Origin of the sequence: Lentzea albidocapillata subsp. violacea (genome assembly GCF_900100275.1) — a bacterium.
Taxonomy (GTDB): Bacteria; Actinomycetota; Actinomycetes; order Mycobacteriales; family Pseudonocardiaceae; genus Lentzea; species Lentzea violacea.
In genome coordinates this window covers 238186-262914 of sequence record NZ_FNET01000012.1, presented here as the reverse complement: position 1 = coordinate 262914, position 24729 = coordinate 238186, and the positions used below count along the sequence as shown (strand labels likewise).

General features: G+C 67.1%; 27 protein-coding genes. 19 read left to right on the top strand and 8 right to left on the bottom strand.

Going from position 1 to position 24729, the window contains the following annotated elements; translation table 11 throughout:
* Window positions 1–280: 280 nt before the first annotated feature.
* The gene (locus BLR21_RS26350; RefSeq protein ID WP_256334941.1) at window positions 281–1384 is read left to right on the top strand and encodes an FUSC family protein; all 1104 of its coding nucleotides are present in this window, start codon (window positions 281–283) and stop codon (window positions 1382–1384) included.
* Between the two features lie 159 nt (window positions 1385–1543).
* Here the strand turns inward: BLR21_RS26350 and BLR21_RS26340 are convergent, their stop codons facing one another.
* Together BLR21_RS26340 and BLR21_RS26335 are read right to left on the bottom strand one after the other, a co-directional pair.
* Window positions 1544–2173: an HNH endonuclease family protein gene (locus BLR21_RS26340; protein WP_090009363.1), complete on the bottom strand. Its 630-nt coding sequence runs from the start codon at window positions 2171–2173 to the stop codon at window positions 1544–1546.
* A gap of 104 nt (window positions 2174–2277) precedes the next feature.
* On the bottom strand, window positions 2278–2886 hold the full coding sequence (locus BLR21_RS26335; RefSeq protein ID WP_090009447.1) for a hypothetical protein: 609 nt from the start codon (window positions 2884–2886) through the stop codon (window positions 2278–2280).
* Between the two features lie 110 nt (window positions 2887–2996).
* Between BLR21_RS26335 and BLR21_RS26330 the strand changes: the two genes are divergently transcribed.
* Window positions 2997–4286, top strand: a complete 1290-nt coding sequence (locus BLR21_RS26330; protein ID WP_090009360.1) for an adenylosuccinate synthase — start codon at window positions 2997–2999, stop codon at window positions 4284–4286.
* Window positions 4287–4353: 67 nt separating this feature from the next.
* Here the strand turns inward: BLR21_RS26330 and BLR21_RS26325 are convergent, their stop codons facing one another.
* Together BLR21_RS26325 and BLR21_RS26320 are read right to left on the bottom strand one after the other, a co-directional pair.
* Window positions 4354–5436 (bottom strand): glycerophosphodiester phosphodiesterase, encoded by a 1083-nt coding sequence (locus BLR21_RS26325; protein ID WP_090009357.1) that lies wholly within the window; start codon window positions 5434–5436, stop codon window positions 4354–4356.
* Window positions 5437–5500: 64 nt separating this feature from the next.
* On the bottom strand, window positions 5501–7057 hold the full coding sequence (locus BLR21_RS26320) for a Na+/H+ antiporter (protein WP_090009353.1): 1557 nt from the start codon (window positions 7055–7057) through the stop codon (window positions 5501–5503).
* Between the two features lie 20 nt (window positions 7058–7077).
* On the opposite strand from BLR21_RS26320, the gene BLR21_RS26315 reads away from it, so the two are divergent.
* The 5 genes from BLR21_RS26315 (at window position 7078) to BLR21_RS26295 (ending at window position 12486) form a co-directional block, all read left to right on the top strand.
* Window positions 7078–7338 (top strand): UBP-type zinc finger domain-containing protein, encoded by a 261-nt coding sequence (locus BLR21_RS26315; protein WP_090009444.1) that lies wholly within the window; start codon window positions 7078–7080, stop codon window positions 7336–7338.
* 113 nt (window positions 7339–7451) lie between these two features.
* Window positions 7452–9341 carry a TRAP transporter permease gene (locus BLR21_RS26310; RefSeq protein ID WP_090009441.1) on the top strand — a complete coding sequence of 630 codons (1890 nt, stop codon included), beginning with the start codon at window positions 7452–7454 and terminating at the stop codon, window positions 9339–9341.
* The gene (locus BLR21_RS26305; protein ID WP_090009438.1) at window positions 9331–10308 is read left to right on the top strand and encodes a TAXI family TRAP transporter solute-binding subunit; all 978 of its coding nucleotides are present in this window, start codon (window positions 9331–9333) and stop codon (window positions 10306–10308) included. The genes BLR21_RS26310 and BLR21_RS26305 overlap by 11 nt, the downstream gene beginning before the upstream one ends.
* A 16-nt stretch (window positions 10309–10324) precedes the next feature.
* A complete protein-coding gene (purD, locus tag BLR21_RS26300; RefSeq protein ID WP_090009350.1) occupies window positions 10325–11581 on the top strand; it encodes a phosphoribosylamine--glycine ligase in 1257 nt (418 codons plus the stop codon).
* On the top strand, window positions 11578–12486 hold the full coding sequence (locus BLR21_RS26295) for an ADP-ribosylglycohydrolase family protein (RefSeq protein WP_090009347.1): 909 nt from the start codon (window positions 11578–11580) through the stop codon (window positions 12484–12486). The genes purD and BLR21_RS26295 overlap by 4 nt, the downstream gene beginning before the upstream one ends.
* Here the strand turns inward: BLR21_RS26295 and BLR21_RS26290 are convergent.
* Together BLR21_RS26290 and BLR21_RS44000 are read right to left on the bottom strand one after the other, a co-directional pair.
* Window positions 12476–13300: an AraC family transcriptional regulator gene (locus tag BLR21_RS26290; protein WP_256334940.1), complete on the bottom strand. Its 825-nt coding sequence runs from the start codon at window positions 13298–13300 to the stop codon at window positions 12476–12478. The genes BLR21_RS26295 and BLR21_RS26290 overlap by 11 nt on opposite strands.
* Before the next feature lie 73 nt (window positions 13301–13373).
* Complete coding sequence (locus BLR21_RS44000) at window positions 13374–13499, bottom strand: hypothetical protein (protein WP_256334939.1); 126 nt, start codon at window positions 13497–13499, stop codon at window positions 13374–13376.
* A gap of 439 nt (window positions 13500–13938) precedes the next feature.
* On the opposite strand from BLR21_RS44000, the gene BLR21_RS26285 reads away from it, so the two are divergent.
* From BLR21_RS26285 to BLR21_RS26250, 9 genes are all read left to right on the top strand, one after another.
* Complete coding sequence (locus tag BLR21_RS26285) at window positions 13939–14391, top strand: hypothetical protein (protein ID WP_090009341.1); 453 nt, start codon at window positions 13939–13941, stop codon at window positions 14389–14391.
* 2 nt (window positions 14392–14393) lie between these two features.
* Entirely contained in the window at window positions 14394–14984 is a 591-nt protein-coding gene (locus tag BLR21_RS26280; RefSeq protein ID WP_143027881.1) for a DUF3558 domain-containing protein, read from the top strand.
* Between the two features lie 9 nt (window positions 14985–14993).
* A complete protein-coding gene (locus BLR21_RS44445; protein WP_090009335.1) occupies window positions 14994–16292 on the top strand; it encodes a WXG100 family type VII secretion target in 1299 nt (432 codons plus the stop codon).
* Window positions 16293–16330: 38 nt separating this feature from the next.
* Window positions 16331–17053: an ESX secretion-associated protein EspG gene (locus BLR21_RS26270; RefSeq protein ID WP_256334936.1), complete on the top strand. Its 723-nt coding sequence runs from the start codon at window positions 16331–16333 to the stop codon at window positions 17051–17053.
* Between the two features lie 135 nt (window positions 17054–17188).
* Complete coding sequence (locus tag BLR21_RS26265; protein ID WP_090009332.1) at window positions 17189–17494, top strand: hypothetical protein; 306 nt, start codon at window positions 17189–17191, stop codon at window positions 17492–17494.
* 1 nt (window position 17495) lies between these two features.
* On the top strand, window positions 17496–18644 hold the full coding sequence (locus BLR21_RS26260; RefSeq protein ID WP_090009330.1) for a transglycosylase SLT domain-containing protein: 1149 nt from the start codon (window positions 17496–17498) through the stop codon (window positions 18642–18644).
* Between the two features lie 344 nt (window positions 18645–18988).
* A complete protein-coding gene (locus BLR21_RS26255; RefSeq protein WP_090009327.1) occupies window positions 18989–20119 on the top strand; it encodes a pyridoxal phosphate-dependent aminotransferase in 1131 nt (376 codons plus the stop codon).
* 163 nt (window positions 20120–20282) lie between these two features.
* Window positions 20283–20432, top strand: coding sequence for a hypothetical protein (locus BLR21_RS42730; protein ID WP_166049133.1), 150 nt, complete (start codon window positions 20283–20285; stop codon window positions 20430–20432).
* A gap of 38 nt (window positions 20433–20470) precedes the next feature.
* Entirely contained in the window at window positions 20471–21196 is a 726-nt protein-coding gene (locus BLR21_RS26250) for a potassium channel family protein (RefSeq protein WP_090009324.1), read from the top strand.
* Here BLR21_RS26250 and BLR21_RS26245 read toward each other — a convergent pair.
* On the bottom strand, window positions 21140–21736 hold the full coding sequence (locus BLR21_RS26245; protein WP_090009320.1) for an HAD-IA family hydrolase: 597 nt from the start codon (window positions 21734–21736) through the stop codon (window positions 21140–21142). The two genes, BLR21_RS26250 and BLR21_RS26245, sit on opposite strands and share 57 nt — an antisense overlap.
* 1 nt (window position 21737) lies before the next feature.
* Window positions 21738–22679 carry a threonine aldolase family protein gene (locus tag BLR21_RS26240; RefSeq protein WP_420843908.1) on the bottom strand — a complete coding sequence of 314 codons (942 nt, stop codon included), beginning with the start codon at window positions 22677–22679 and terminating at the stop codon, window positions 21738–21740.
* Between the two features lie 183 nt (window positions 22680–22862).
* On the opposite strand from BLR21_RS26240, the gene BLR21_RS26235 reads away from it, so the two are divergent.
* From BLR21_RS26235 to BLR21_RS26225, 3 genes are read left to right on the top strand one after another with little or no spacing between them, the layout of a single operon-like run.
* On the top strand, window positions 22863–23381 hold the full coding sequence (locus tag BLR21_RS26235) for a SigE family RNA polymerase sigma factor (protein WP_030477784.1): 519 nt from the start codon (window positions 22863–22865) through the stop codon (window positions 23379–23381).
* Window positions 23382–23401: 20 nt separating this feature from the next.
* Window positions 23402–24076: a hypothetical protein gene (locus BLR21_RS26230; RefSeq protein ID WP_090009314.1), complete on the top strand. Its 675-nt coding sequence runs from the start codon at window positions 23402–23404 to the stop codon at window positions 24074–24076.
* A gap of 27 nt (window positions 24077–24103) precedes the next feature.
* Window positions 24104–24685 (top strand): TetR/AcrR family transcriptional regulator, encoded by a 582-nt coding sequence (locus BLR21_RS26225; RefSeq protein WP_090009311.1) that lies wholly within the window; start codon window positions 24104–24106, stop codon window positions 24683–24685.
* Window positions 24686–24729: the final 44 nt, after the last annotated feature.

Genomic DNA, 24729 nt, shown 5'->3' with positions numbered 1-24729 from the left:
CCAAGAGCGGGCCACACCTGAGGGGTGAGGTCAAGTCGACGAAAAGCGTGTCGACTTGACCTCACCCCTCAGGTGCAGCAAGAGCTATGGCGCGACTCGTGATGGGACCCCACCGCCTGGCCCGTATGGAAGGACGGCTCGCCTACGGCTCGCCTACGGCTCGCCTACGGCTTCGCGGGCGATGAGACTGGGCGGGCATGGTGGCGGCTAGGGGTGGTGAGTGGTGGGCGCGGTTCGGGACGCGGTTGGGCGTGGGGTTGGGCGGTGGCGTGGGGCCGCGTTGCCGATCGTCCAGTGTGCTCTGTCCGCTGGCCTTGCCTGGTTCGTTGCGACGGTGGTCATCGGGCACGCGCATCCGTTCTTTGCGCCGATTGCCGCTGTTGTCTGTCTTGGGGTTTCGCTGGGGCAGCGGTTGCGGCGGGTTGGTGAGCTTGTCGTTGGTGTTTCGGTTGGGGTTGGGGTCGGGGACGCGCTGATCAGCTGGATCGGTAGTGGGCCCTGGCAGATCGCGCTGGTTGTGGCGTTGGCGATGTCTGCTGCCGTGTTGCTGGACGGCGGGTCTGTCATTGCGTTGCAGGCCGGGTCGTCTGCTGTGCTTGTCGCCACGTTGTTGCCGCCCAGTGCCGGTGGTGGGCTCGATCGGATGATCGACGCGTTGACTGGTGGTCTGGTCGGGTTGGCGGTGGCTGCGCTTATTCCGGCCAATCCTGTGACGGTGGCGCAGCGGCAGTTGAAGGTGCTCACGAACACCCTTGGCGGGGCGTTGCGGGACCTTGCTGGTGCGCTTGACGAGAAGGATTCGGTCAAGGCTGCTGGGGTGCTCGCCGAGTTGCGGACCAGCCAGACCACCATTGACGACTACAAAACGGCGTTGCTGACCGGTAGTGAGATCGCGAAGATCGCGCCGATTCGGTGGCGGGCCAAGGACGAGCTCAAGCGGTATCAGACGGCTGCGGGGCCGGTGGACTACGCGATTCGGAACACTCGGGTGCTGGCTCGGCGGATCATGGCGGCGTTGAAGGCCGACGAGCGGATTCCGGACGGGGTGCCGGACGTGCTCAAGCACTATGCGGACGCCGTGGACTGTCTGAAGGGCGAGTTGGAGAAGAACAAGGAGCCGAAGCTCACTCGGGAGGCCGTGCGGGACGCCGCGCGGGTGCTCACCGCGCGGCGTCTCGGTGGGGACGGGTTCTCGTCCAAGGTCGTGTTGGCGCAGATCCGCAGTGTCGCGGTGGACCTGCTGCAGGCCACGGGGCTGAGCCGGAGTGAGTCGATGGAGGCGTTGCCGCCTCTCAGCCCTCCGGCCGATGCAAAAGCCCGTGCAGAAGAGAGTGCACCTGTTCGTGATCGCGAGGATCCGTCAGAACGCACGCACCGCCCGTGATCGCGTACCACTCTTCCGCGCCTTCGTAACGGACCAACGCGCGGAGCTTTCCGTCGTCGGAGAGTTCCGTGCACAGTTCCAGGTCGCCCGTGACGACGCCGACCTCGTCGGTCATCACGCCGCCTGGGCCTGCTACGAAAAGCGAGGAGAGTGGGGTCATCAGCACCTTCCGAGCATGCTCGTCAATTCAGTCTTCTCCGCCGAGTTCACGCTGAGGCGGTACTTCGCCTTCACGTGTACCCACATCTTGGCGTAGGTGCACCAGTAGGACGTCACCGGCGGCTTCCAGGTGGCCGGGGTCTGGTCGCCCTTGGACTGGTTCACGTTGTCGGTCACCGCGATCAGTTGCGGGTAGTCGGTGTCGTTCGCGAACTCCTGGCGCCGGGTCGTGGTCCAGGACGACGCTCCGGACCGCCAGGCGGCCGCCAGGGGGACGATGTGATCGATGTCCACGTCGGAGGCCGCGGTCCACGTCGCGCCGTCGTACGGCGAGAACCAGCGGCCCGACTTCGCGGCGCAGCTGGAGTCGGTCACGACGTTCGTGCCGTCGCGCTTGAGCACGAACTCACGGGTGTTGCAGGTGCCTTCCTTGGTGATCCAGTGGGGGAACTTGTCGCGCGAATATCCCGTCATCGAGCCGTCCGCGCGCACGGTGAGACCGGCCAATTCGGACTTGGCCACCGTTGCGGTGGGGATGTTCTGCGGTGTCGCGAGTGCAGGGGAAACAAAACCAAAGGTGAGAGCTGCCGCGGCAACTAGAACACCGATGGTTCGGTTAACTTTTGACATCGTCCCGACCTTCCTTGTTGGAAGTGATCGGGACCTACCCTCAGTCACATTATGAAATTAGGCAATGCCTTCGAGTGACACTCAAGTGAATGACAGGCACATGACTAGAGGCCTCGTACGAGCCTCAAGTCCTCGGTGTGGCGGTACCAGGTCCACTTGTCGACCGGGCGTGGGTGCTTGTGGCCGTCCAGGACGGCCGTCGTGGGCAGGCAGCCGAGCTGGAACGCGCGCGGGCGGCTCACCCGGACCTTGGAGCCGAAGAGGCGCTTGTTGACGATCCGGATCTGCAGGCCGAGGCCGCCGTCCGGGTCCGGTGTGCACTCGATCCGCGAGGCCTGGCCGCGCAGCACGTTGTCCGCGTCGCTGTAACCGACGCCACGAACGGGTGCCAACACGCCGAGACCCATCAGCACTCCGCCGACGTCGTCGCGGACGAACGGAACGGGATCTACGTCACCGTTGAGGGCGATGTCGAGGGCCCGCGCGGGGTCGGTCGAAAGCCCCCAGAGCGCGGCCACGGACGAGTCGGCGAGGGGTACGTAACCCAGTGCCACCGAACCCAGCTTTTCCTTGCGCAGCAACCGCAGTGCCACCGCCGCGAGGTCGGCGTCGGTGCCCGCCACGACCAGCCGTCCGGCGTCCAGATGTGGATCTACGTGGTCCTTGCCGGGCCTCTCCGGGACGACGTGGACGTCGTCACGTTGAGCGATCATTGGCAACTGCGCGTTTCCGCAGGCCAACACGATTCCGCGCACGGTCATCTCCTGGTCTACCCTCACTTACCGGCATTCGCTCGAACCAGTCCAAGTGCTTGGAGTTTCACATGCCGGCCGTCGTGCTGATCGGTGCCCAGTGGGGCGATGAGGGCAAGGGCAAGGCCACCGACATCCTCGGTGAGCGTGTCCAGTGGATCGTTCGTTACCAGGGCGGCAACAACGCGGGACACACCGTCGTCCTCCCGGACGGCCAGAAGTTCGCCCTGCACCTCATCCCGTCCGGCATCCTCACGCCCGGCGTGAAGAACGTGATCGGCAACGGTGTCGTGGTCGACCCCGGCGTGCTGCTCACGGAGCTCGCGGGCCTGGAGGAGAAGGGCGTCGACACCAGCGGTCTGCTGATCTCGTCGGACGCGCACTTGATCATGCCGTACCACGTGGCCATCGACAAGGTGACCGAGCGCTACCTGGGCAAGGCGAAGATCGGTACAACCGGGCGCGGCATCGGCCCGGCCTACCAGGACAAGCTGGCCCGCGTCGGCGTCCGCGTGCAGGACCTGCTGGACGAGAAGATCCTCCGGCAGAAGGTCGAGGCCGCCCTGGACTTCAAGAACCAGGTGCTGGTCAAGGTCTACAACCGCAAGGCGCTCGACCCCGAGCAGGTCGTCGACCAGGTGCTGGAGCACGGTCAGCACTTCGTGCACCGCATCGCCGACACCCGCCTGCTGCTCAACCAGGCGCTGGACCGCGACGAGATCGTCGTGCTGGAGGGCTCGCAGGGCACCCTGCTCGACGTCGACCACGGCACCTACCCGTTCGTCACGTCGTCGAACCCGACGTCGGGTGGCGCGACCGTCGGTTCCGGTGTCGGCCCGACCCGCATCAGCACCGTGATCGGCATCCTGAAGGCGTACACGACCCGTGTCGGCTCCGGTCCGTTCCCGACCGAGCTCAACGACGACCAGGGCGAGTACCTGCGCAAGCAGGGCGGCGAGTTCGGTGTCACCACCGGACGTTCGCGGCGCACCGGCTGGTTCGACGCCGTGATCGCCCGCTACGCGAGCCGCGTCAACGGCATCACCGACTACTTCCTCACCAAGCTCGACGTGCTGTCCGGCCTCGAGAAGGTGCCGGTCTGCGTCGCGTACGAAGTGGACGGTCGCAGGGTCGACGAGATGCCGATGACGCAGACCGACGTGCACCACGCCGTTCCGGTCTACGAGGAGCTGCCGGGCTGGTTCGAGGACATCTCGCACTGCCGTTCGTTCGACGAGCTGCCGGCGAACGCCAAGTCCTACGTCGAGTACCTGGAGAGCATCATCGGAGCCCGCGTCTCGGCGATCGGCGTCGGCCCCGGCCGCGACCAGACGATCGTGCGCCACGACGTGCTCGGCTGACAGCAGCTGCGAGGGCGTGCGGCCCCTGTTGAAGCATTGCTCGACGGGGACCGCACGCTCGCACTTGCTAGCGCTTGACCTTGGCTTCCACGGCCGTGTCGGGGTTGTCCGCGAACACGCCGTCGATGCCCTGTTTGAAGAACAGGTCGTACTCCTCGAAGGCCCGGCCGTACGCGGCCGGGTCGGTCGAGGATCGGAAGTCCGCGGGCAGGAACGTGTTCTCGTTGCGGAACGTCCACGAGTGCACGATCAGACCGGCCCTGTGGGCGTCCTTCACGACGGTCGTCGGCGCCTTGAGGAAACCGTCGGCGTCACGCGGGATGATGATGTCCTTGGTGAGGCCGACACCGTCCGCGTAGGAACGGACCTCGCGCAGACCCGCAGGGGTGACCAGATCGGCGTAGGTGCGCTTGTCACCGGCCACGACGAAGTCGTACGGCGCGCCGGAACCGTTGACCAGCTGCACGATCGGCACGCGCAGCGACCTGTTGAGCTCCTTGAGGTTCGCGACCTCGAACGACTGCACGTAGACCTTGGCGCCGCGGCGGTTCAGGCCGTTGCGGTTGAGGACGTCGACGAGTTTCGGCTCCAGCGCGAGACCGATCGACCGGAAGTACGTCGGGTGCTTGGTCTCCGGGTAGATGCCGATCTCGCGACGCAGCTCGCGGGACAGACGCTTGGACAGGTCGATGACCTCCTGCAGCGTCGGCACCTCGAAGCGGCCGTCGTAGAGCGTGTTGTGCGGGCGGATCGCCGGGATGCGTTCCTTGGCGCGCAACGTCTTCAGCTCGGCGAGCGTGAAGTCCTCGGTGAACCAGCCGGTGACGGCGACGCCGTCGATGGTCTTGGTCTTCCTGCGGTCGGCGAACTGCGGCCTGGCCGAGACGTCGGTCGTGCCGCCGATCTCGTTCTCGTGCCGGGCGACCAGCTTGCCGTCCTTGGTGGGCACCAGGTCCGGCTCGATGAAGTCGGCACCCATGCGCGCGGCGAGTTCGTACGCCGCGAGCGTGTGCTCGGGCCGGTACGCCGAAGCGCCGCGGTGCCCGATGACGATCGGACCCTTGTCGTCATGTGCCGAGGCGGAGGGCAGGGACGCCACCACCGCACCCGCGAACACGAGGACTACGGCGGCTAGACCTCTCCGATACATCGTTCGACCTCCCGTTGTGTTGAGAGCGCACTCAAGCATCGCAACACGAAAAGCAGGTGAACGGTTACTCACGGGACAGTGCGGCTTCCTCCAAGTCCAGCTCACGCAGCACGCGGAAGAGCACCTCGTCGTCGATCTCGCCCTTGTCCCTGGCCCTGACGAACTCGTCACGTTCGGCGCTCAGCATGACCCGGCGCAGCCTGCGGTACGCGGCCGCCGGGCTCTCCTCCTCCTGCCGCCCGAGGCGTTCCCACGCGGCGTTGCCCCGGTGCTCGGCGAGCGATCGGAGCTGGTCGCGGACGTGGTCGGGGACGCCCTCGGTCTCCTGGTCGAGCCGCGTCACCGCGGCCTGCGCGGCCCGGTGCTGCACCTGCGCCTCGGCCAGCGCGTCCGTGCGGGCGTCGTCGCCCTCGAAGCCGATCTTGTTGATCAGCCACGGCAACGTCGTGCCCTGCAGCAGCAGCGTCGCGACCGTGACCGTGAACGCGCAGAACAGGATGACGTCACGTCCCGGCACATCGGTCGGGATCGCGGCCGCCGCCGCCAGCGTCACCACGCCCCGCATGCCGGCCCACGCGATCACCGTCACCTGGCCCAGGTGCGGCACGCCCTCGCGTTCCCTGATGCGTTTGTTGAGGAACACCGGCAGGTAGGAGGCCGGGTACATCCACACGAACCGGGCGAGGATCGTGGCCAGCAGCACCGCGCCCGCGCCGAGCAGCAGGCCCGCGCCGAGCTCGACGTTTCTGATGATCGACGACACCTGCAGCCCGATGAGCGCGAACACGAACGACTCCATCAGCGCGTCCACCGACCGCCACACCGCCCCGTCCTGCAGGCGGGTCCGGTAGCTGCCGCGCGGGGCGTTGTGGCCGATGTACAGGCCGGCGACGACGACCGCGAGCACGCCGGAGACGTGGAAGCCCTCTTCCGCGAGCAGATAGGCACCGAACGGCACGAGCAGGCCGAGCGCGCTCTCCAGCACGCCTTCGCAGAGCCGCTTGCGCAGGAAGCGGACGACGACCCCGACGACCAGGCCGATCGCGATGCCGCCGATCGTCACCTTCACGAACATCCACACCCCGTCGAGCGGATGCATCGCCGCGCCCGCCGCGGCCGCCACCGCGACCTTGAACGCCGTCAGCGCCGTCGCGTCGTTGATCAGGCTCTCGCCGACCAGCAACGTCATCGCGCGGCGCTGCAACCCGAGCTTGCGGCCGATGGCGACGGCCGCCACGGCGTCCGGCGGCGCCACGACCGCGCCCAGCACGAGCGCGGCGGCGAACGGCAGGTCCGGGAAGACCAGCTTCGCCGTCACGCCCACCACGAACGTCGTGAACAGGACGAGCCCCACCGCGAGGAACCCGATCGGCCGCAGGTTCGCGCGGATGTTGAGGTACGAGCTGTCCAGCGCCGCGCTGTAGAGCAGCGGCGGCAGGACGACCAGCAGGATCAGGTGCGGATCGAGCTCGAACTCCGGCACGCCGGGGATGAACGAGACGATCAGGCCGACGGCCACCAGGACCAGCGGCGCCGACCAGTTCAACCGGCGTGCGACGGCCGTGACGATCAACGCCCCGAGGAGCAGCAGCAGAAGCTCAGGCCCGAACATGCCGCTCATTCTGCGTAATGGTGGAAGCCATGACCTGTTCGCACGTAGGAGCGCTGCCCCGGTCGGTGGCGCCGGAGTCGGCCGAGGGCTGTGTCGACTGCCTCGCTCTGGGTGAGCGCAACTGGGCCCACCTGCGGATGTGCCTGTCCTGCGGGCACGTGGCGTGCTGCGACTCGAGTCCCCACAGGCACGCGACCGCGCACTTCGGAGCGTCCCAGCATCCGGTCATGCGCTCGTTCGAGCCGGGCGAGGACTGGCGCTGGTGCTATGTGGACAGTGCCATCGTGTGAACTCTTTGCAGTTCCTTTGGATTGATCGTCTGCCGCTGTGATCGCCCCCACAGTACGGTCGGTCCGTGGCCAACCCGGACCTCGCCCGCATCGTCGCGGAGCACGACGAGGAGATGCCGTCGCGTTCGCTCTCACCCAGGTGGGAGCGGGCGCTGTGGATCGCCGGCCTGCTGATCGCCCTCCTGGTGCTCAAGCAGGTCTTCTTCCCGTTCGCCAAGGGAAGCCAGTACTACCTGATCATGTTCCTGGCGGTGACGCTGCCGCTGGTGTTCCTCGCGTACGGCCGCGGGCACACGCCGCCCTGGTGGGACTGGGTGCTGGCCGCGCTGGCGTTCGTGGTCGGCGCCTATCCGCTGTTCGGGGGCTTCGACGAGTTCCTGAACAGGCAGGGCCAGCTCTCGACGCTCGACGTCGTCGCGGGCTCGGTGCTGCTGGTGCTGATCCTGGAGGCGTGCCGGCGCACGACCGGCTGGGTGCTTCCGGTGGTGTGCCTCGCGTTCATCGCCTACGCCTACTACGGCGGGTTCCTGCCGCCGGCCTGGTCGATCTCGCACTCCGGTGTCGACTTCCCGCAGATCATCAACGGCTTCTTCAACGACGCCAGCGGGTTCTACGGCACGCCGCTGGACGTCGCGGCGACCTACATCGTGCTGTTCACGATCTACGGCGCCGTGCTGAACGCTTCCGGCGCGGGCAAGTTCTTCGTGGACATCAGCTTCGCCGCTTTCCGCAAGTCGCGGACCGCTCCTGGACGCACCGCGGCGACCGCGGGCTTCCTGCTGGGCACGGTGTCGGGTTCCGGTACGGCGACCACGGTGTCGCTGGGTGCCGTGACGTGGCCGATGCTGCAGAAGGCCGGGTATCCCAAGGAGAACGCGGGCGGACTGCTCGCGGCGTCCGGTATCGGCGCGATCCTGTCGCCGCCCACGCTGGGCGCGGCGGCGTTCATCATCGCCGAGTACCTGCAGGTCTCGTACCTGGAGGTGCTGATCTGGGCGATCATCCCGACGCTGCTCTACTACCTGGGCATCGCGCTGGCCGTCGAGGCCGACGCGCGGCGGTTCGGTGCCCGGCCGGTCGACGTGGACGCGCCCCGCTTCTGGGACGTGCTCAAGCTCGGCTGGTACCACTTCCTGTCGCTCGGGATCATCATCGTGTTCCTCGCGCTGGACATCCCGGTCTACAAGGCCGTCGTGTACGCGACGGGTGTGGCCGCGTTGTTCGCGTTGATCAACCACCGGCGTGACTGGCTGCGGTTGATCGCCGACGCGCTGTCCATCGGCGTGCGCTCGGCGTTCCCGGTGATCGCGGTGTGTGCGGCGGCCGGTGTGGTGACCTCGACGATCACCAAGACCGGGCTGGGGCAAGCGCTTGCGGGGTCGTTGGTGGACCTCGCTTCGCTGCTGACCTCCGAGCCCGTCGTGGTGCTGATGCTCACGGCGGTGCTCGCGGCCGTGGCGGTGTCGGTGCTCGGGCTGGCCGTGCCGGTGACGGCGTCGTTCATCATCTCGTGGGTCGTCATCGGACCGGCGTTGATCACCCTGGGTGTCGAGCCGGCCGAGACCGCGATGTTCATCTTCTACTACGCGGTGCTGTCCGAAGTGACACCGCCGACCGCGCTCGCTGCCGTGGCTGCCGCGGCGCTGACCGGTGGCGACGTGATGAAGACGATGTGGCAGACGTGGAAGTACACGCTGCCCGCGTTCCTCGTGCCGCTGGCGTTCGTACTGACCGACGCCGGTGCTTCCTTGCTGCTGCGCGGGCCGTTGCTGGACTCGGTGTGGGCGTTCGGAGCGTCCGCGCTGGGGGTGGCCGCTCTCGCCGTGCTGACGGGCGGCTGGTTGTTCGGTCCCGCGCGCTGGCCGGAACGGATTCTGTGCGTGCCGGCCGCGTTGTTCCTGCTCTATCTGCAGCCGTTGACGATCGCCATCGGGGCCGGATTCCTCGTGGTGGCCGTGGCGGTACACCTGGTGACCCGTGGGAGGGTTCGTGATGCTGCGTAAGTACGCGATCGGTGCGATCGCTTTGGCGCTCGTGGTTTCCGGGTGTGGCGGCAAACGCACACCCACCACTCCGGACGCTTCGGGTGGCGGTGCGTCCTGCGAGGCGTCCGACGGCCGGATCACGATCGCGACCGGCAACTCCGGTGGCGTGTACTTCGTGGTCGGCGGCGGTCTCGCGAAGCTGATCTCCGACAACTCGAAGCTCAAGGCGTCGTCCGCCGAGACCGGCGCGTCGGTGCAGAACATCCAGCAGCTCGTCGCCGGCACCTACGACATCGCGTTCTCGCTGGCCGACACCGCCGCGGACGCCGTCAACGGCACCGGGGCGTTCAACGGCAAGAAGGAGAAGATCGCGGCGCTGACGCGGATCTACCCGAACTACACGCAGGTGCTCGTCCGGGCGGACTCCGGGATCAACTCGATCGCGGACATGAAGGGCAAGCGGATCTCGACCGGCTCGCCGAAGTCCGGCACCGAGGTGATCGCCGGACGGCTGCTGAAGTCCGCGGGTCTCAACATCGACTCGGACGTCCAGGCGCAGCGGCTCGACCTGACCAAGACCGCGGACGGCATGAAGGACGGCAGCATCGACGGCCTGGTCTGGTCGGGCGGGTTGCCGACGCCGCAGATCACGGACATCACGACGTCCCTCAGGGACAAGGTGAAGTTCATCGACCTCGCCCCGCTGCTGCCGGAGATGAAGAAGATCAGCGCGGTGTACGACACCGCGCCGATCCCGGCGGCGACCTACGGGGTAGCCGAGGTTTCCACGATCGTGGTGCCGAACCTGCTGCTCGTCCGTGAGGACTTCGCGGCCAACAACGCGTGCGCCGTCACCAAGCTGATCTTCGACAAGAAGGCTGACCTGGAGAAGGTCCACCCGGCCGTGAAGGACATCTCGAAGGACAAGGCCGCGGCCTCCGACCCCGTCCCGCTGCACCCTGGGGCGAAGCAGGCGCTCGGCTGAACTACGCTGGGCCCTCGTGCGCGTCCTGGTCATCGGGTCTGGAGCCCGTGAGCATGCCCTTGTCCTCGCGTTGTCGCGCGACCCGCAGCTGACTGCTTTGGCGTGCGCGCCGGGCAACGCAGGCATAGGCGGGCACGCCGAGATCTACGGCGTCGACGTCGCCGATGCCTCGGCCGTCGCCGGCCTCGCGAAGGAGTGGAAGGCCGATCTAGTCGTCATCGGCCCCGAACAACCTCTGGTGGTCGGGGCCGCTGACGCGGTCCGCGCCCTCGGCATCCCGTGTTTCGGTCCCTCGAAGGCCGCCGCCCGGATCGAGGGTTCGAAGGCGTTCGCGAAGGACGTCATGAACGCGGCGGGGGTGCCGACCGCGCACAGCGAGGTCGTGGACAACCCGGCCCGCCTGGACGCCGCTCTCGGGCGTTTCGGGCCGACGTGGGTCGTGAAGGACGACGGTCTCGCCGCCGGCAAGGGCGTCGTCGTCACCGCCGACCTGGCCGCGGCCCGTGCGCACGCCATGACGTTGCTCGACGGCGGCCACCCGGTGCTGCTGGAGTCGTTCCTGGACGGTCCGGAGGTGTCGCTGTTCTGCGTCACCGACGGCGAGACCGTGGTGCCGCTGATCCCGGCGCAGGACTTCAAGCGCGTGGGCGACGGCGACGCCGGCCCGAACACCGGCGGCATGGGTGCCTACGCACCCCTGCCGTGGGCGCCGGAGGGTCTGGTGTCCGAGATCGTGTCGCGGTGCGTGCAGCCCGTGGTCGACGAGCTGCGCGCTCGCGAGACGCCGTTCGTCGGCCTGCTCTACGCGGGCCTGGCGCTGACGTCGTCCGGCGTGCAGGTGATCGAGTTCAACTGCCGCTTCGGCGACCCGGAGACGCAGTCGGTGCTCGCGCTGCTGAAGTCGCCGATCTCGGCCCTGTTCCTGGCGGCGGCTTCGGGGGAACTTGCTTCTTTGCCCGCCTTGGAGTGGGAGAACGGCTACGCCGTGACCGTCGTGGTCGCGGCCGAGGGCTACCCGAACCGCCCGCGCACCGGCGACGTGATCACCGGCTCCGAGGCCGACGGCGTCCTGCACGCCGGCACGCGCCGCCGTGAGGACGGCGCCGTGGTCTCCGCGGGCGGCCGCGTGCTGTCCGTCGTGGGCACCGGCAAGTCGCTGGCGAAGGCCCGCGAACGCGCCTACAAGCGCATCGCGGACATCCACCTCACCGGCTCGCACCACCGTTCCGACATCGCGTCGAAGGCCATCGACGGGAAGATCACCCTGCCGTGACCCTTCTCGGGTGTGTGTTGGGCGGGGCCGTGGGAGATGGCCTGGGCGCGCCGATCGAGTTCTCGTCGATCGACACGATCCGCCACCTCCACGGCCCGTCGGGTGTCGTCGACCTGCCGTCGCTGGAGATCACCGACGACACCCAGATGGTGCTCTTCACCCTCGAAGGCCTCCTGCTGGCCCGGCAACACGGCGTCGACCCGAGGCTGACCGTGCGGGCCGCCTACGGGCGCTGGCTGCACACGCAGGGCGGCCCGCCGGTCGCCAACGACGGCTGGCTGATGGCGGACCAGCGCCTGCACTCAAGGCGGGCGCCGGGCCACACGTGCATCACCGCGTTGAAGCACAACGAGAAGAACAACTCGAAGGGCTGCGGCGGAGTAATGCGCGCCGCCCCCGTCGCAGTCTGGTCACCAGACGTCCGCGAGGTCTTCTCGCTGGCCGCGGACACCGCCCGCATGACGCACCACCACCCGAGCGGCTACCTGTCCGCAGGCGCTTTGGCAGTGATCGTCCAAGCCCTCCTGGCAGGATCGGACCTGATCTCGGCGGTAGCCGTGGCACGCGCCGAACTGGTCCGCTGGGAAGGCCACGAGGAACAGACCTCGTTGCTGGACAAGGTGATGAGCCTGGGCCCGTTGACCCCGGAGGAGATCGAGTCCGAACTCGGCGGCGGCTGGGTAGGCGAAGAAGCCCTGGCCATAGGCCTGCACGCCGCCCTCGTCGGTACGGACTTCGCCGACGCCGTCCGAACCGCGGTGAACCACTCGGGCGACAGCGACTCGACGGGCTCGATCTGCGGCAACATCCTCGGCGCCCGCGACGGACTAGAAACGATCCCCGACGCGTGGCTAGCCGTTCTGGAACTACGAGACGAGATGGAACGCCTCGTCCTCAGCTGGTGACAGGAATCCACAACTCGGCCGTGGCCTGATCACCGTCGATCTGCGTGCGCAACATCGACGGCCCCTCAACACTCTCGTAGCTGTTGGACGGGAACCACTGCGTGTAGACGTCCCGCCACATGTACTGAATCGTCTCGGGATAAGGCCCACTAGCCGTGAACACCGCCCACGTGTTCTTCGGCACCTCAAGGGTTTCCATGTCCCCCGGCGCCTCCTGGCTCGTCACCACCCCCTGGAAGTAGTCGAGCATGTCACCTTCCTCGACTCCTTCCTGGTTGAAGGTGAGCGCCAACATACCGGCGGGTTCCCCGTCACTGAGCTGTTTCATCCGGTCGAGCACCGGCATCCCGATGCCCTTCACGAACTCGACGATCGCGGGGTTCATCCCCAAGTGCACCAACGGCACCCGCGTCCCCCGTCCGACAACCCGGAACGCGTCCTTCTCGACAACCCGGTACTCCATGCTCGTACTCCCCTCCACAACCAGTCTGAACGTGAGAATCTGCTGCGACTGCAACGCTTTCTTGCTGGCCCTAGCCTCCTGAGGCCCAATCTTGTGCATGGCCTTGAAGGCCCGCGCAAAGGCCTCATTGGACCCATAGCCCCACTTGACGGCGATGTCGAGCAGCGACTTCTGTCCACTGAGGACCTCGTTCGCCGCCTTGGTGAGCCGCCTGCGCCGGACGTACTCGCTGAGCGGAATCCCCGCCAGCGCACTGAACATCCGGCGCAGGTGGTACTCACTGGTACCCGCGATCCGTGCGAGCACCTTGACGTCGACCTCGCCTTCGAGGTCGTCCTCGATGCGGGCCATGGCCTCGTTGAGTCGTTCCAGCACGTGCCCAACGCTATTGGGCTCGCCGCGTTCTCACCCGACTAGTTGTGCCCTATCCGATCGCCTTGCGTACCTCGTCGGCGACCTTCTGCGCGACAGGCGTGAACTTGCCGACCGGGAAGACGCAGGCGTCGGCGCCCCCGACCTTCTCCAGTGACGCCTCTTCGAGAAGCGTCACTGGCATTAGAGTGCAAGCGTCGATCACAGCCAGACCGCCGTACTTGACGCCTCCTGGGACGTCCGCTGCTCAACGCCGCCGTCGGCCTGCCTCGACCAACACCAGCGCGGCGAAGACGGCCGTGATGATCAATCCGACGCGCTTCTTCTTTGGCGGTTGCTGGAATGGTCGTTGCGGATACTGCCGAAACAGATACGGCTGTTGCGGCGGGTATGGCTGTCCCGGACCGTTCACCTGTGCCCCAGGCGGCCGACTGCGTGCTCCTCCCAAGTCGCGGTAAGTACCGGAATCGGCGTGTTGCGCCACCAGGAACGACACTGAGCGTGATCTGGAACCAACGAGGGGTGGTCTTCGTCCAACTACAGGTACGTCTTACGCGGGCGTTGGTAGCCTGCGAAGCGGGACCGAACCGTTACCAACCGTACGGGGGTAGGACGTCGTGGCACAGGAGAACGTGGGGGCGGATGCCGTTCTCGGCGCCGTCGCGGGGGTGGCCGGTGGTGCGGTGGCTGGAGCGGCGATGGCCTTCAAGGCCGCGTCGTCGATGATGGACAGGCTGACCGCCGGCTCGTCGTCACAACAGTTCAACGTGGACAAGGACACCGTCTTGAAGGCCGGCAAGGTCATCCATGACCAGCTCGACCTGTTGGAGAAGGCGTACAAGGACAACGTTCCCAAGCTGCGAATCCCAGGCAGTGACGACAAGGTGTCCGAAGACGTCGTCAATGCGTGGAACGACAGGCTCGTGTACCACGACGACTCTTATGCAAATAGGATCACCCTGTACATGGAGAAGCTGCGGAGTCTCTCTGAACAGCTGAAGTCCTCGGCGCAGCAGTACGGTTACACCGAGGATGAGGTCCAGGCCGTGTTCAGCAAGGCGAAAGAGTGAATATGCGCATCTCCAAGCTCGCTGTCGCGGTTTTTGCCGTGATGGTTGTCTCGGCTTGTACGACCGGCGGGGAAAAGGGAAATCCGACTCCTGCTCCGCAGTCAAATACTTCCTCTGGAAGTGATTCCGGGAATAAGGTTCCTGAGCGCCCGCAGGCGCTCAAGTTGGACTCGATCGATACCTGCAAGCTGCTCACCGCAGAACAGATGAAGCAAATCAGCGCTGTTTCCGCTGATCCTGTGCAGCTGGATCTCGTGGAGGGCAAAGAGTCGCCCAGTTGTGATTACGGCAGTGACGGCGGATTCGGTTACCAAGTTGGCGCAGTGACCCACGACGGCGTTTCTTATTGGCTGAAGGGCGGCGGCAACGTTGACGCGAAAGTGATCAAGGTTGGCGACTTCGGCGCAGTTGAGATCAAGCTAAAAGGCGGGTCTGGGTTCGACTGCTCGGTGGCGATTGACGTTGCCGATGGTCAGCAGTTGATGGTCAGTTACATTCCGACCACCACCAAGGAAAAAGACCAGGCCGTGCTGTGCGGGAAGGCTGAGAAGGCCGCTGGTCTCGCGCTCTCGACGCTCAAGACATTGAAGTGAGGGGGAGCCATGTCGGGTTATCGGCAGCTCAATGACTGGAACTTCGACGGTTGGTCCAACCAGGACCTCGCCGAAGAGGTCCAGAAGCTCTCAAGCACCACGATCGCGACGCAGTTCAGCGAAGCATCCGAGGCGCTGCGAACGTTGGCCAACACCATCGACGGCATCGATCAGACGATTCGCGCGCAGCTGAGAGAACTCAAGATCGAGTGGGGCGGCGCGGCTGCTCAGAAGAGTCACGAGGAGACCGACGTCGTTGCCGCTGGCCTCGACGACAGCACTCAGGCATCGAATGAAAGTTCTAGTGCCATAACCCAACAGGGTGAGAGCACCAGCCAGGCTCGTCACAGCACGCCCCCGTCGCAGGATCTGCGCGGGGACACCGAGAAGAACTTCGGTGACAAGGTCGGAGGCTTCTTCGGCGTCGAAACCGACCACGCGAAAGAGGTCGAGGCGACCAACAAGGCTCGCCAACAGGCTATCGACAGCCTGAACGGCTACGTCTCGGGCAGCCAGAACTCCCTCGACGGCTTCCGCGCTCCCAATCCGCCGCCGGACATCGTCGTGGCCAGTGGCGCTGTCGCCACGCCCGTCGGACCACAGGTCGGCGTGCCCACGGGCGGCCCTCCCGGCGTCAGCGGTGGCCCCGGCTTCACCGGCTCGCCCGGCAGCCCCGGCATGCCCGGCGTGCCAGGCGCCCCCATCCCGAGCACGCCCGGCAACGCCACCGGCGTCATGCCCGGCACCGGCACGCCCAACCCGCTCGCCGCAGGCCCCGGCCTGCCCAAGCCGTTCGGCGCTCCGTCGATCGGCATCGCCGCCGCGACAGCCGCGGCCGCCGGTCTCGCCGGCGGCACGGCCGGCGCGCGTGGAGCGCAGGTCGTCGGTGGCGGACGCGGTCCGAGCCAGGCGCCCAAGACGCCGATCGCGCCCACCGGACCGAAGGGTGCGCCCAGCACGATCGGCGGCACCAAGGCCGGTGGTGGCGGAGCTGGCGCCGGTGGTGCCGGTGCTGGTGCCGGCGGTACCGGCGCGGCCGGCAAGGGCCCCGGCGGCGCCATGACGCCCGGTGGTGCCAGCGGCGTCGGACCTGAGGCGAATCGCGGCGGCGCTGCGGCCGCCGGTAAGGGTGGTGTGGCCGGCAAGGGTGCCGGTTCGCTCATGTCGCCCGCTGCCAGCGCTGCGAGGGGTGAGGGCGAGGAGGACGGCGAGCACGTGCGCAAGTACGGCGTCGACTCCGACGAGATGTTCGGTGATGACCGCATGGTGGTTCAGTCCGTCATCGGCGAAGACCCGAAGGACAAGTAGATCCCTTGAGCTCACCAGGTTCTGTGGTTCTGTCCACAGTGGAGTTCGCCGTGGTCTGGGAGGCGCAACGCCTCCCGGCCGCGCACGTCGCGCTCGACACGCGGATTCCCTCCATCACCCACACCGAGAAGTCCGAGGTGGTGAAGCGGGCCTGGGAGTCGCTGGAGGCGCGCGGCCTCGCCCGCAACGGGCGGGTCGTGCCCGAGCTCGCCGACGGGTTCGCGTTGCTGGCGAACCACCAGGTGTCGATCGACCTGTGGATCTGGGCCGACCGGCAGATCAGTGGACTCGCGGCGGCAATCGGGGACGAGGCGATCCTGGCGGTGCAGGATCGCGACGAGATGTGGTTGATCGAGGCCCGCGGCACGGCGCTCGCCGAGGCCGCGGTGTCGGTCGCCGGGGAGATGCCCGCCGGGTTCGGGCGGTCGACCAGCATGCCCTACGACGAGCTGGTGGCCGCCGCCAAGAACGTCGGGCTCGACGCGCAGGCGATGATCACCTCGCTGGAGCGGCGGGGAATGCGGCTCGGTGACGCGCAGGAGCTCGCGGGCATGCTCGACGGCATGTCCACGCGGGGGCAGTTCGGCGTGCAGCGCAACGGACGGCGTGCGGATCGTGTCGTTTCCTTCCACGACACGCACAACGGGCGATATCTCCGTCAGCTCAAGCCGAGCAGTGACGGCCGCAAGTGGTGCACCATCACGCCGGTCGACAATCATCGGCTCGCCGGGGTGATCTGGGAGCTATTGCAAGAAGTCTGATCACGGAACGCTCGTACGTGCCCGCCCGTCGAACTCGACGGGCGGGCATCGTCGTCTCGAAAGAGCGAATCGGCGCACTGCCCGGCGCGATTCGTTCTAAAGTCGGTGAGCAGACGTTGAGGGGGTAGGGCGCGCATGGCTGCGACGAAGTTCAACACCGAAGCCATGGAACAGTGCCGAACGACCGTGAGCAGTCAGGCCGGACAATTCGGCGCGATCGGTGACGGCCTTTCCGGTCAGTACGGCAATCCGGACATTTTCGGGAAACTCGGCTCGTCCGGTGCGATCTCCGCTGCGGTGTCCGCAATGGACCAGGTAGGCACTCAGGAGTTCGAGGCGGCCGAAAAGGTGCTGCGCAAGGCAGAGGGTGCGCTGGACGCGATCCAGACCAACGTCGCGGACGTCGAGGAAGCCAACAAGAACTCCTTGAAGGCGGTCTGACATGAGCGCGATGGACGAGGTCGCGGCGCTGCCCGGCGGCGCGGAACTGGCCGCGCTCGCGGACAGGATCGAGACCGCGCAACCCCAGGCCGTGCGCGACATCGCGAACCGCTGGAAGCACGCCGCGGGCAAGTGCGGCGACCAGACGAACGTCCTGCAGCGATCCGTCACGCAGCTCGACGGCGCCTGGGAAGGCAGGTCCGCCGACGGTTTCGTCGCCTACATGGCCAACGTCACGAAGTGCGGCACCTCGATGGCCGAAGCGCTGAACAACGCCGCGACCGACCTGGAGGCGGCGGCGAACGCGCTGGAAACCGCGAAGACCTCGATGAGCCGCATCTGCGAGAACCTCCTGAGCCGCGCCCGCCAAACGCGCCAGCAGCTCCACAACCAGCCGCAAGAGGACGTCGACAGCGTGATCCGCGGCTACTGCGCCGAGGCCGCCGGCGATGCCCGGTCCATTGTCTCCCAAGCAGAAACCGCGGTGAACGCCGCCGCCGGCACCCTGAAGTCCCGCCCCGGCGCACTGAACCCGAAGTTCTCGTCGCTGGAGGACCCGAACACCCAGTCCTTCACCCCGGCCCCCGGCAAGCCCGTCGAATGGGCCCCGACCCCACCACCGGACGACTCGACCAAGGCTTCGTCCACATCGGACCCGCGACCCGCGCCCGCGACGCCGTCGAACAACGGCGGCGGTGGCGGCGCCTCCGGTGGTGGCGGTGGCGGCGAGGGCGGCGGCGGTATGGGCGGCCTCGGCTCCAGCGGCGGCCCGCCCTCCGGCAGCCCGCCTCCCGGCAACGTCGAGGAGTGGATCCGCGAGGCCATCAAGATCCTCCAGGCCAACGGCATTCCGGTCACCGAAGAGAACATCGACGAGATCTGGAAGATCATCGAGAAGGAGTCGAGCGGCAACCCGCACGCGATCAACCTCTGGGATTCCAACGCCCAGGCGGGAACGCCCTCCAAGGGCCTCATGCAGTGCATCGACTCGACGTTCAACGCGCACAAGCTGCCCGGCCACGGCGACATCTGGAATCCGGTGGACAACATCATCGCCGGTGTTCGCTACACGTTCTCGCGCTACGGCGGCTTCGAAGGCCACCCAGGCCTGAAGGCGATGTCGCAGGGCGGCGGTTACCAAGGGTATTAGCCCGCTCGATCGGGTGAGCTTTGTCCGGAATCCGGCACTTCTTCGTCAGGTATCTCGTGACGCAGATATGCCGGATTTCAGTTATCCACACCCACACGGGTAGTCAATGTCCTGAAACACTGTTATCTGCGCCCGCATATTGCGGAAGCGCGGGGGTTGCGACCGAAGGTGCTACGCCGAGGGGCGTCGAGAGCAGAGGTGAGTCGCGAACCTGCCAGAGGTCCGGTGCGAACGGACAGGGGGTGCGAGTCGCGAACCTGCCAGAGGTCAGGCGCGAACGGACATGGGTGTGAGGTGCGAACGGACAGGGGTGAGGCGGGGTAGTGGCCAGTTAGCCTGACGGCATGCTGACCGTGGCTGCCCGCGCCGACGTCCCGCCCTTCCACGTCATGGACGTGCTGTCCGCCGCCGCGCAGAGGCAGCGGACGCACGGTGACGTGATCTCCCTGGCCGCCGGCCAGCCGTCGAGCCCCGCGCCGCGCCCGGTGCGGGAGGCCGCCGTGCGGGCTCTGGACGAGCACGCGCTGGGCTACACCGAGCAGCTGGGGATTCCGGAGCTGCGCAAGGCCATCGCCGGGCACTACAAGCGGCAGTACGACCTCGATGTGTCGGCGGACGACGTGGTGGTGACCACGGGGTCGTCTGGGGCCTTCACGCTCGCGTTCCTGGCGGCCTTCGACGCGGGTGACCGGGTGGCCCTGGCTCGGCCGGGATACCCGGCTTACCGCAACATCCTCAAGGCGTTGGGGTGCGAGGTCGTCGAGTTGCCGTGCGGGCCGGAGACGCGGTTCCAGCCGACGGTCGAGATGCTTGATCCCGGGCTCAAGGGCGTGATCGTGGCCAGCCCGGCCAACCCGACCGGGACCGTTGCCGATGTCGAGCCGATCGCGGCGTGGTGCGCGGCCAACGGGGTTCAGCTGATCAGCGACGAGATCTATCACGGGATCAGCTATGGCGAGCCTTTGAAGTGTGCCTGGGAAACCACCAGGGACGCGATCGTCGTCAACTCGTTCTCCAAGGCATTCGCGATGACCGGGTGGCGGCTCGGGTGGATGTTGCTGCCGGAGCGGTTGCGCCGGGCCGTGGACTGCCTGACGGGCAACTTCACGTTGTGCCCGCCGGCGTTGGCGCAGTACGCGGCGGTCGAGGCCTTCCATGAGGACGCTTACGCGGAGACGGCCGAGCACCTCAAGCGGTACAGGGTGAACCGCGACCTGTTGGTCGAAGGGCTCACGGACCTCGGCATCGACAAGCTCGCGCCGGCCGACGGGGCGTTCTACGTGTATGCGGACGTGCGGCATCTGACGGACGACTCGATGGGGTTCTGCAAGAAGCTGCTCGATGAGACCGGGGTTGCGATCGTGCCCGGGATCGACTTCGACCCCGTGGACGGGCATCACTTCGTGCGGATGTCGTTCGCGGGCGCCACGCAGGACATCGAGGAGGCCCTGCGCCGGTTGAAGGCCTGGCTCTGACCCAAGAACCCAAGAACCCAGGAACCCAAGAGACCCAAGAAGACCCCAGAGACCCAAGAGACCCACGAGACCCAAGAAGACCACGAACTGACCCGACGAGCCCGAACCAAGAGCAACAAATCCGGGCGGCCGGACGTTCACAGGAGGAGGAACGGGAGGTCCTATGTGGGCGATCATCGGGTGGCTGGTGGCGATCTGGATCGTGCTGGCCGTCGTCGGGGCCGTGGTGAAAGGCCTTTTCTGGCTCGCTGTGATTGGGGGACTACTCCTTGCAGGCACGGCGGCTTACGGTGCGATCAAATCCAAGCGATGACACTGGATTAATGCGAACGAACCACTCACCATGAGGCGGTGTTGTTAGCCAACGAGGCGCGCCTCGAGCGGTGGGAGCGAAAGGTCGAGTGGCCGTTGACGGCACTCGCCGTGGTGTTCCTCGCCGCCTACGCGTGGCAGGTTCTCGATGATCACGGGGCGATGCACTTCACCCTGGAGATCGTGTTGTGGCTGGTCTGGGTCGTGTTCGCGGCCGAGTTCGTCATGAGGCTGACCCTGGCGCAGAACAAGTTGAAGTTCCTGAGAACACATATCTTCGATCTTGCGGCAGTGGTCCTGCCGATGGTTCGGCAGCTCAGGGTGCTCCGGCTCATCACGGTCATCACGTTGCTGAACAAGAAGTTCCAGCACAAGATCAGGCAACGTGTCGGCATTTACGTCGCGGGTGTGACGGTAATCGTCGCGTTCTGCGCGAGTCTTGCGGTGCTGGATGCGGAAAGGCACGCGGAGAACGCCAGCATCACCACGTTCGGCGACGCGCTGTGGTGGACGCTGACCACCATGTCGACGGTCGGGTACGGCGACCGCTACCCCGTCACGGGTGAGGGGCGGCTCGTCGCCGGGTTGTTGATGGTCGGCGGCATCGCGTTGCTCGGTGTCATCACCGGCACGATCGCCAGCTGGCTCGTGGAGAAACTGCGCGGTGTCGAGGAAGCCGAGCTCGAGACCGCGCAGGAACTCCGGCACCTACGGGCGGAGATCGCCGAGCTCCGCAAGGAGCTCGACACGCGCAGCGGAGGCTGACGTCCACAGCCGCGCGTCCCAGCCTGCGGCCAGTGCACCCTCCACATTGGACGCGCGGTCGTCGAAGAAGATCACGTCCGACGAACCGATCACGGACGACGTGTGCTTCCAGATCGCCGCGTCCGGCTTGGCGCAGCCGAGGTCACCCGAGAAGATCAGGTGCCGGAAGTGCTTGGCCCACGGCATCTTCTCGGCCAGCCGTCCGAACGTCGAGGGCGCGTTCGACAGCAACGCCAGCGGCACGCCGAGGGACGCCAGGTCCTCGATCAGCGCGACCGTCTCCACCACTGGATCGTCGAGCCAGCCCGCGTTGTCCATGGCGGTCAGCTCGCGGACGAGAGCGTCGTCGAGGGTCAACCCGAGCGAGGAACCGATCCGTGTCCAGTAGTCGGAGTCCGAGCCGCCGCGGTCGTAGGCGTCGCGGTCCCAGTACGCGGTCTCGAAAGCGTCGAAAGACACCCCGAGCCGAGCAGCCATCGCGGGCCTCGCCGGGTTCCGCTGGCTGATGACCTCGCCGAAGTCGAACACGATCCAGCGCATCTCAGATGTCCTCTCGCAGGCGGCGAAGCACCTCGGCGATGTCGGACGAGTCCACGTCGCCGTGCGTCACGAACCGAACCTTGCCCGACATGGGACTCGCGAAGACCCCGGCGTCGCGCAAGGACAACAGCGTCTTCTCCAGGTCTGGTACCGACGCCAGCACGATGTTCGTGGCGGGCTCGTCCACCTCCCAGCCCAGCGCCCTCAACCCGGAAGCCAATCCATTGGCATTGGAATGATCGGCTTCCAGGCGGTCGATCCGGTCGAGAGCCACTAGACCCGCGGCCGCGAGCACTCCGCCCTGCCGCACTCCGCCACCCAGCATCTTCCGGACGCGCCGGGCCTCCACGACGAACGACGCGGAGCCGGCCACGACCGATCCGACCGGCGCGCCGAGCCCCTTCGACAGGCACACCTGAACGGTGTCGGCCCCGGCCGTAAGCGAGGTCAGCGGCACCCCGAGAGCGACGGACGCGTTCCACAGCCGCGCGCCGTCGAGGTGCACCGCCAGCCCGATCGAGCGCGCGGCGGCGACCAGCGCAGCGTGCTCGTCGACGGAGGTCACCGTGCCGCCGGCAGCGTTGTGCGTGTTCTCCAGACACAACAACGTGGTGCGTAGCCCGTAGTACGGAGACTCACCACCACCGGCGGCCACCACCGTCTCGGGAGTCAGCGAAGCAAGCGCGTGCGGCATTCCACCGGCCAGCCACGCGGCGGTGCCGAGTTCGGCGTCCAGCACGTGCGCGCCCAGCGGAGCCAGGAACCGGTCGCCCCGCCGCAGGTGCAGGAACAGGGCGATGAGGTTGCCCATGGAACCGGAGGGAACCCAGAGCGCGGCCTCGACCCCGAGCAACCCGGCGACCCGCTCCTCCAGAGCGGCCATGGTCGGGTCGTGGTCCAGCACGTCGTCGCCGACTTCGGCTGCCGCCATCGCGCGGCGCATGGCCTCGTCGGGCTGGGTGACGGTGTCCGAGCGCAGGTCAATGGGGGTCACAGCCTCGATCAGATCACATCAGGTGAACGACCGAGGGGGTGATGTAGCTCTCGCCGGTGGTTCGTGCAACCGTTGGTGCCTCAGTTTCCGTCCAGTCAGTGCAACTCGAGGAACGAGCGGAGAGCAGTCCGCGTGGATCAGCGCGACGAGCAGGAGTTCGCGGAGTACTTCGTGGCTCGCCGTGAGGCTGTGCGCCGAACGGCATACCTGCTGTGCGGCGACTGGCACCGCGCTGACGACTTCGCGCAGACGGCCTTCGTGGCGGTGCACAGGAGGTGGCGGAAGATCCGGGACAAGCAGGCCCTCGACGCCTACGTCCGACGTACCGTCGTGCGCGCGGTGATCGACGAGTCACGCCGTCCGTGGCGGCGCGAGAAGTTCACCGACGAGATGCCGGAGTCCCCGACGACGGACAACGAGATCGGTGAAACCGTCGCGACGCGCGAAGCGTTGTTGAAGGGTCTGCGCAGAGTTCCGCCCAGGCAACGGGCGGTGCTCGTGCTGAGGTTCCTCGAGGGCCTCGACGTCACGGCCACGGCCGAGGCGCTGAAGTGCTCGGAAGGAACTGTGAAGAGTCAGACCGCCCGGGGGCTCACCGCACTGCGGGAAGCTCTGGGTGACGCCATCGACGACCTGCGACCGGCGTCGTGACCAGCGAGAGGAGGACGTAGATGGACGAGAAGAAGCTCGCGGAACTGTTCCGCGACGCCGCACACGACGCACCACCGGCGTCCTTCGACGCGGGCGACGTCCGTCAGGCCTCGCGCCGCGCCACGCTGCGCCGGCGCAACTCGATCGCGGCCGGCACCACCCTGGTCGTCGTGCTCGGGTTCGGCGGGGTTTTCGCCGCCAACGGGTGGGTAGGCCAGGACACGAGCAATTCGACCACCGCGGGTTCTGGGCAGGAGCGGGACAACGCGGCAGAATCCCCGATGACTCTGCAAGAGGGGCAACCGCCCACGAACTTCTCCGGTGAAAGCAAGTCCACGCAGGGGGACGCGCAGACGCCGGGAAGCACTGGTCTTTCGGCCAGTGAAAGCGCAGTGCAGGGCTGTGCAGGTGTGGACCGAGAGCTCGCCGACGCCCTCGCCGTCGAGCTTTCGGTTCCACCGGACACCGCGCTGCCCCCGGCGCAGACCTGCTCGCCCGACTCCCGCTCGGCCGCGTTCACGATCGACGGGCTGACGATCACCGCGATCGTCACGCCGCAGCCGTTCGAGGCGCCCGCCGGTGCGGAGAAGGCGAAGACCGCCAAGGGGCAGGACCTCTACGTGTTCACCCAGGGCGACGGCGAGCTGAAAGGGCAGGCCAAGCGGTTCGCGGACGCACTGGCCCCGAAGTTCTGATCGTTCGCCCAGTACCCTGGCTCGACTATGACGGCAGCAACTCCCAAGGGTGAGCGCAGGCGGCAGGCGCTCGTGGAGGCCGCGTCCGGCCTGTTCGCGGAGGGCGGGTTCGACGCGGTCAGGCACCGCGCGGTCGCCGAACGCGCAGGTCTGCCGCTCGCGTCGACCACGTACTACTTCGACTCGCTGGACGAGCTGATCACCGCGGCCGTCGAGTTCCACGGCCGCAGCGAGCTCGCGAGCTTCCGGCGACGGCTCTCGTCGATCCCGGAACAGATGACCGACGACATGCTCGTCGAGTTCATGCTCGACCTGCTCGTCGGCGAGGACGCGACCGACATGGAGGCCGTGCTGCTGCGCTACGAACGCCTCGTCGCGACCGGCCGCCGCCCGTACCTGCGGCCGTTGATGCGCGTGCTGTCGACCGAACTACGCGGGCTCGTCGCCGACGTCGTCGCCCGCTCGGGCCGTGAGGTCGGCGGCGACCGGGTCGAGGAGCTGATCGCGCTGGTGGACGGTTCGGTGGTCAACTCGTTCATCGAGCTCAAGTCGGATCCGCGGGGCGTGGCGGCCAGGATGCTCCGTTCGGCTCTTTCGCGTCACGCGTGATGCAACCCCGCGTTCCTCCGATGCGTTCCCCTGGTTGAGGACGC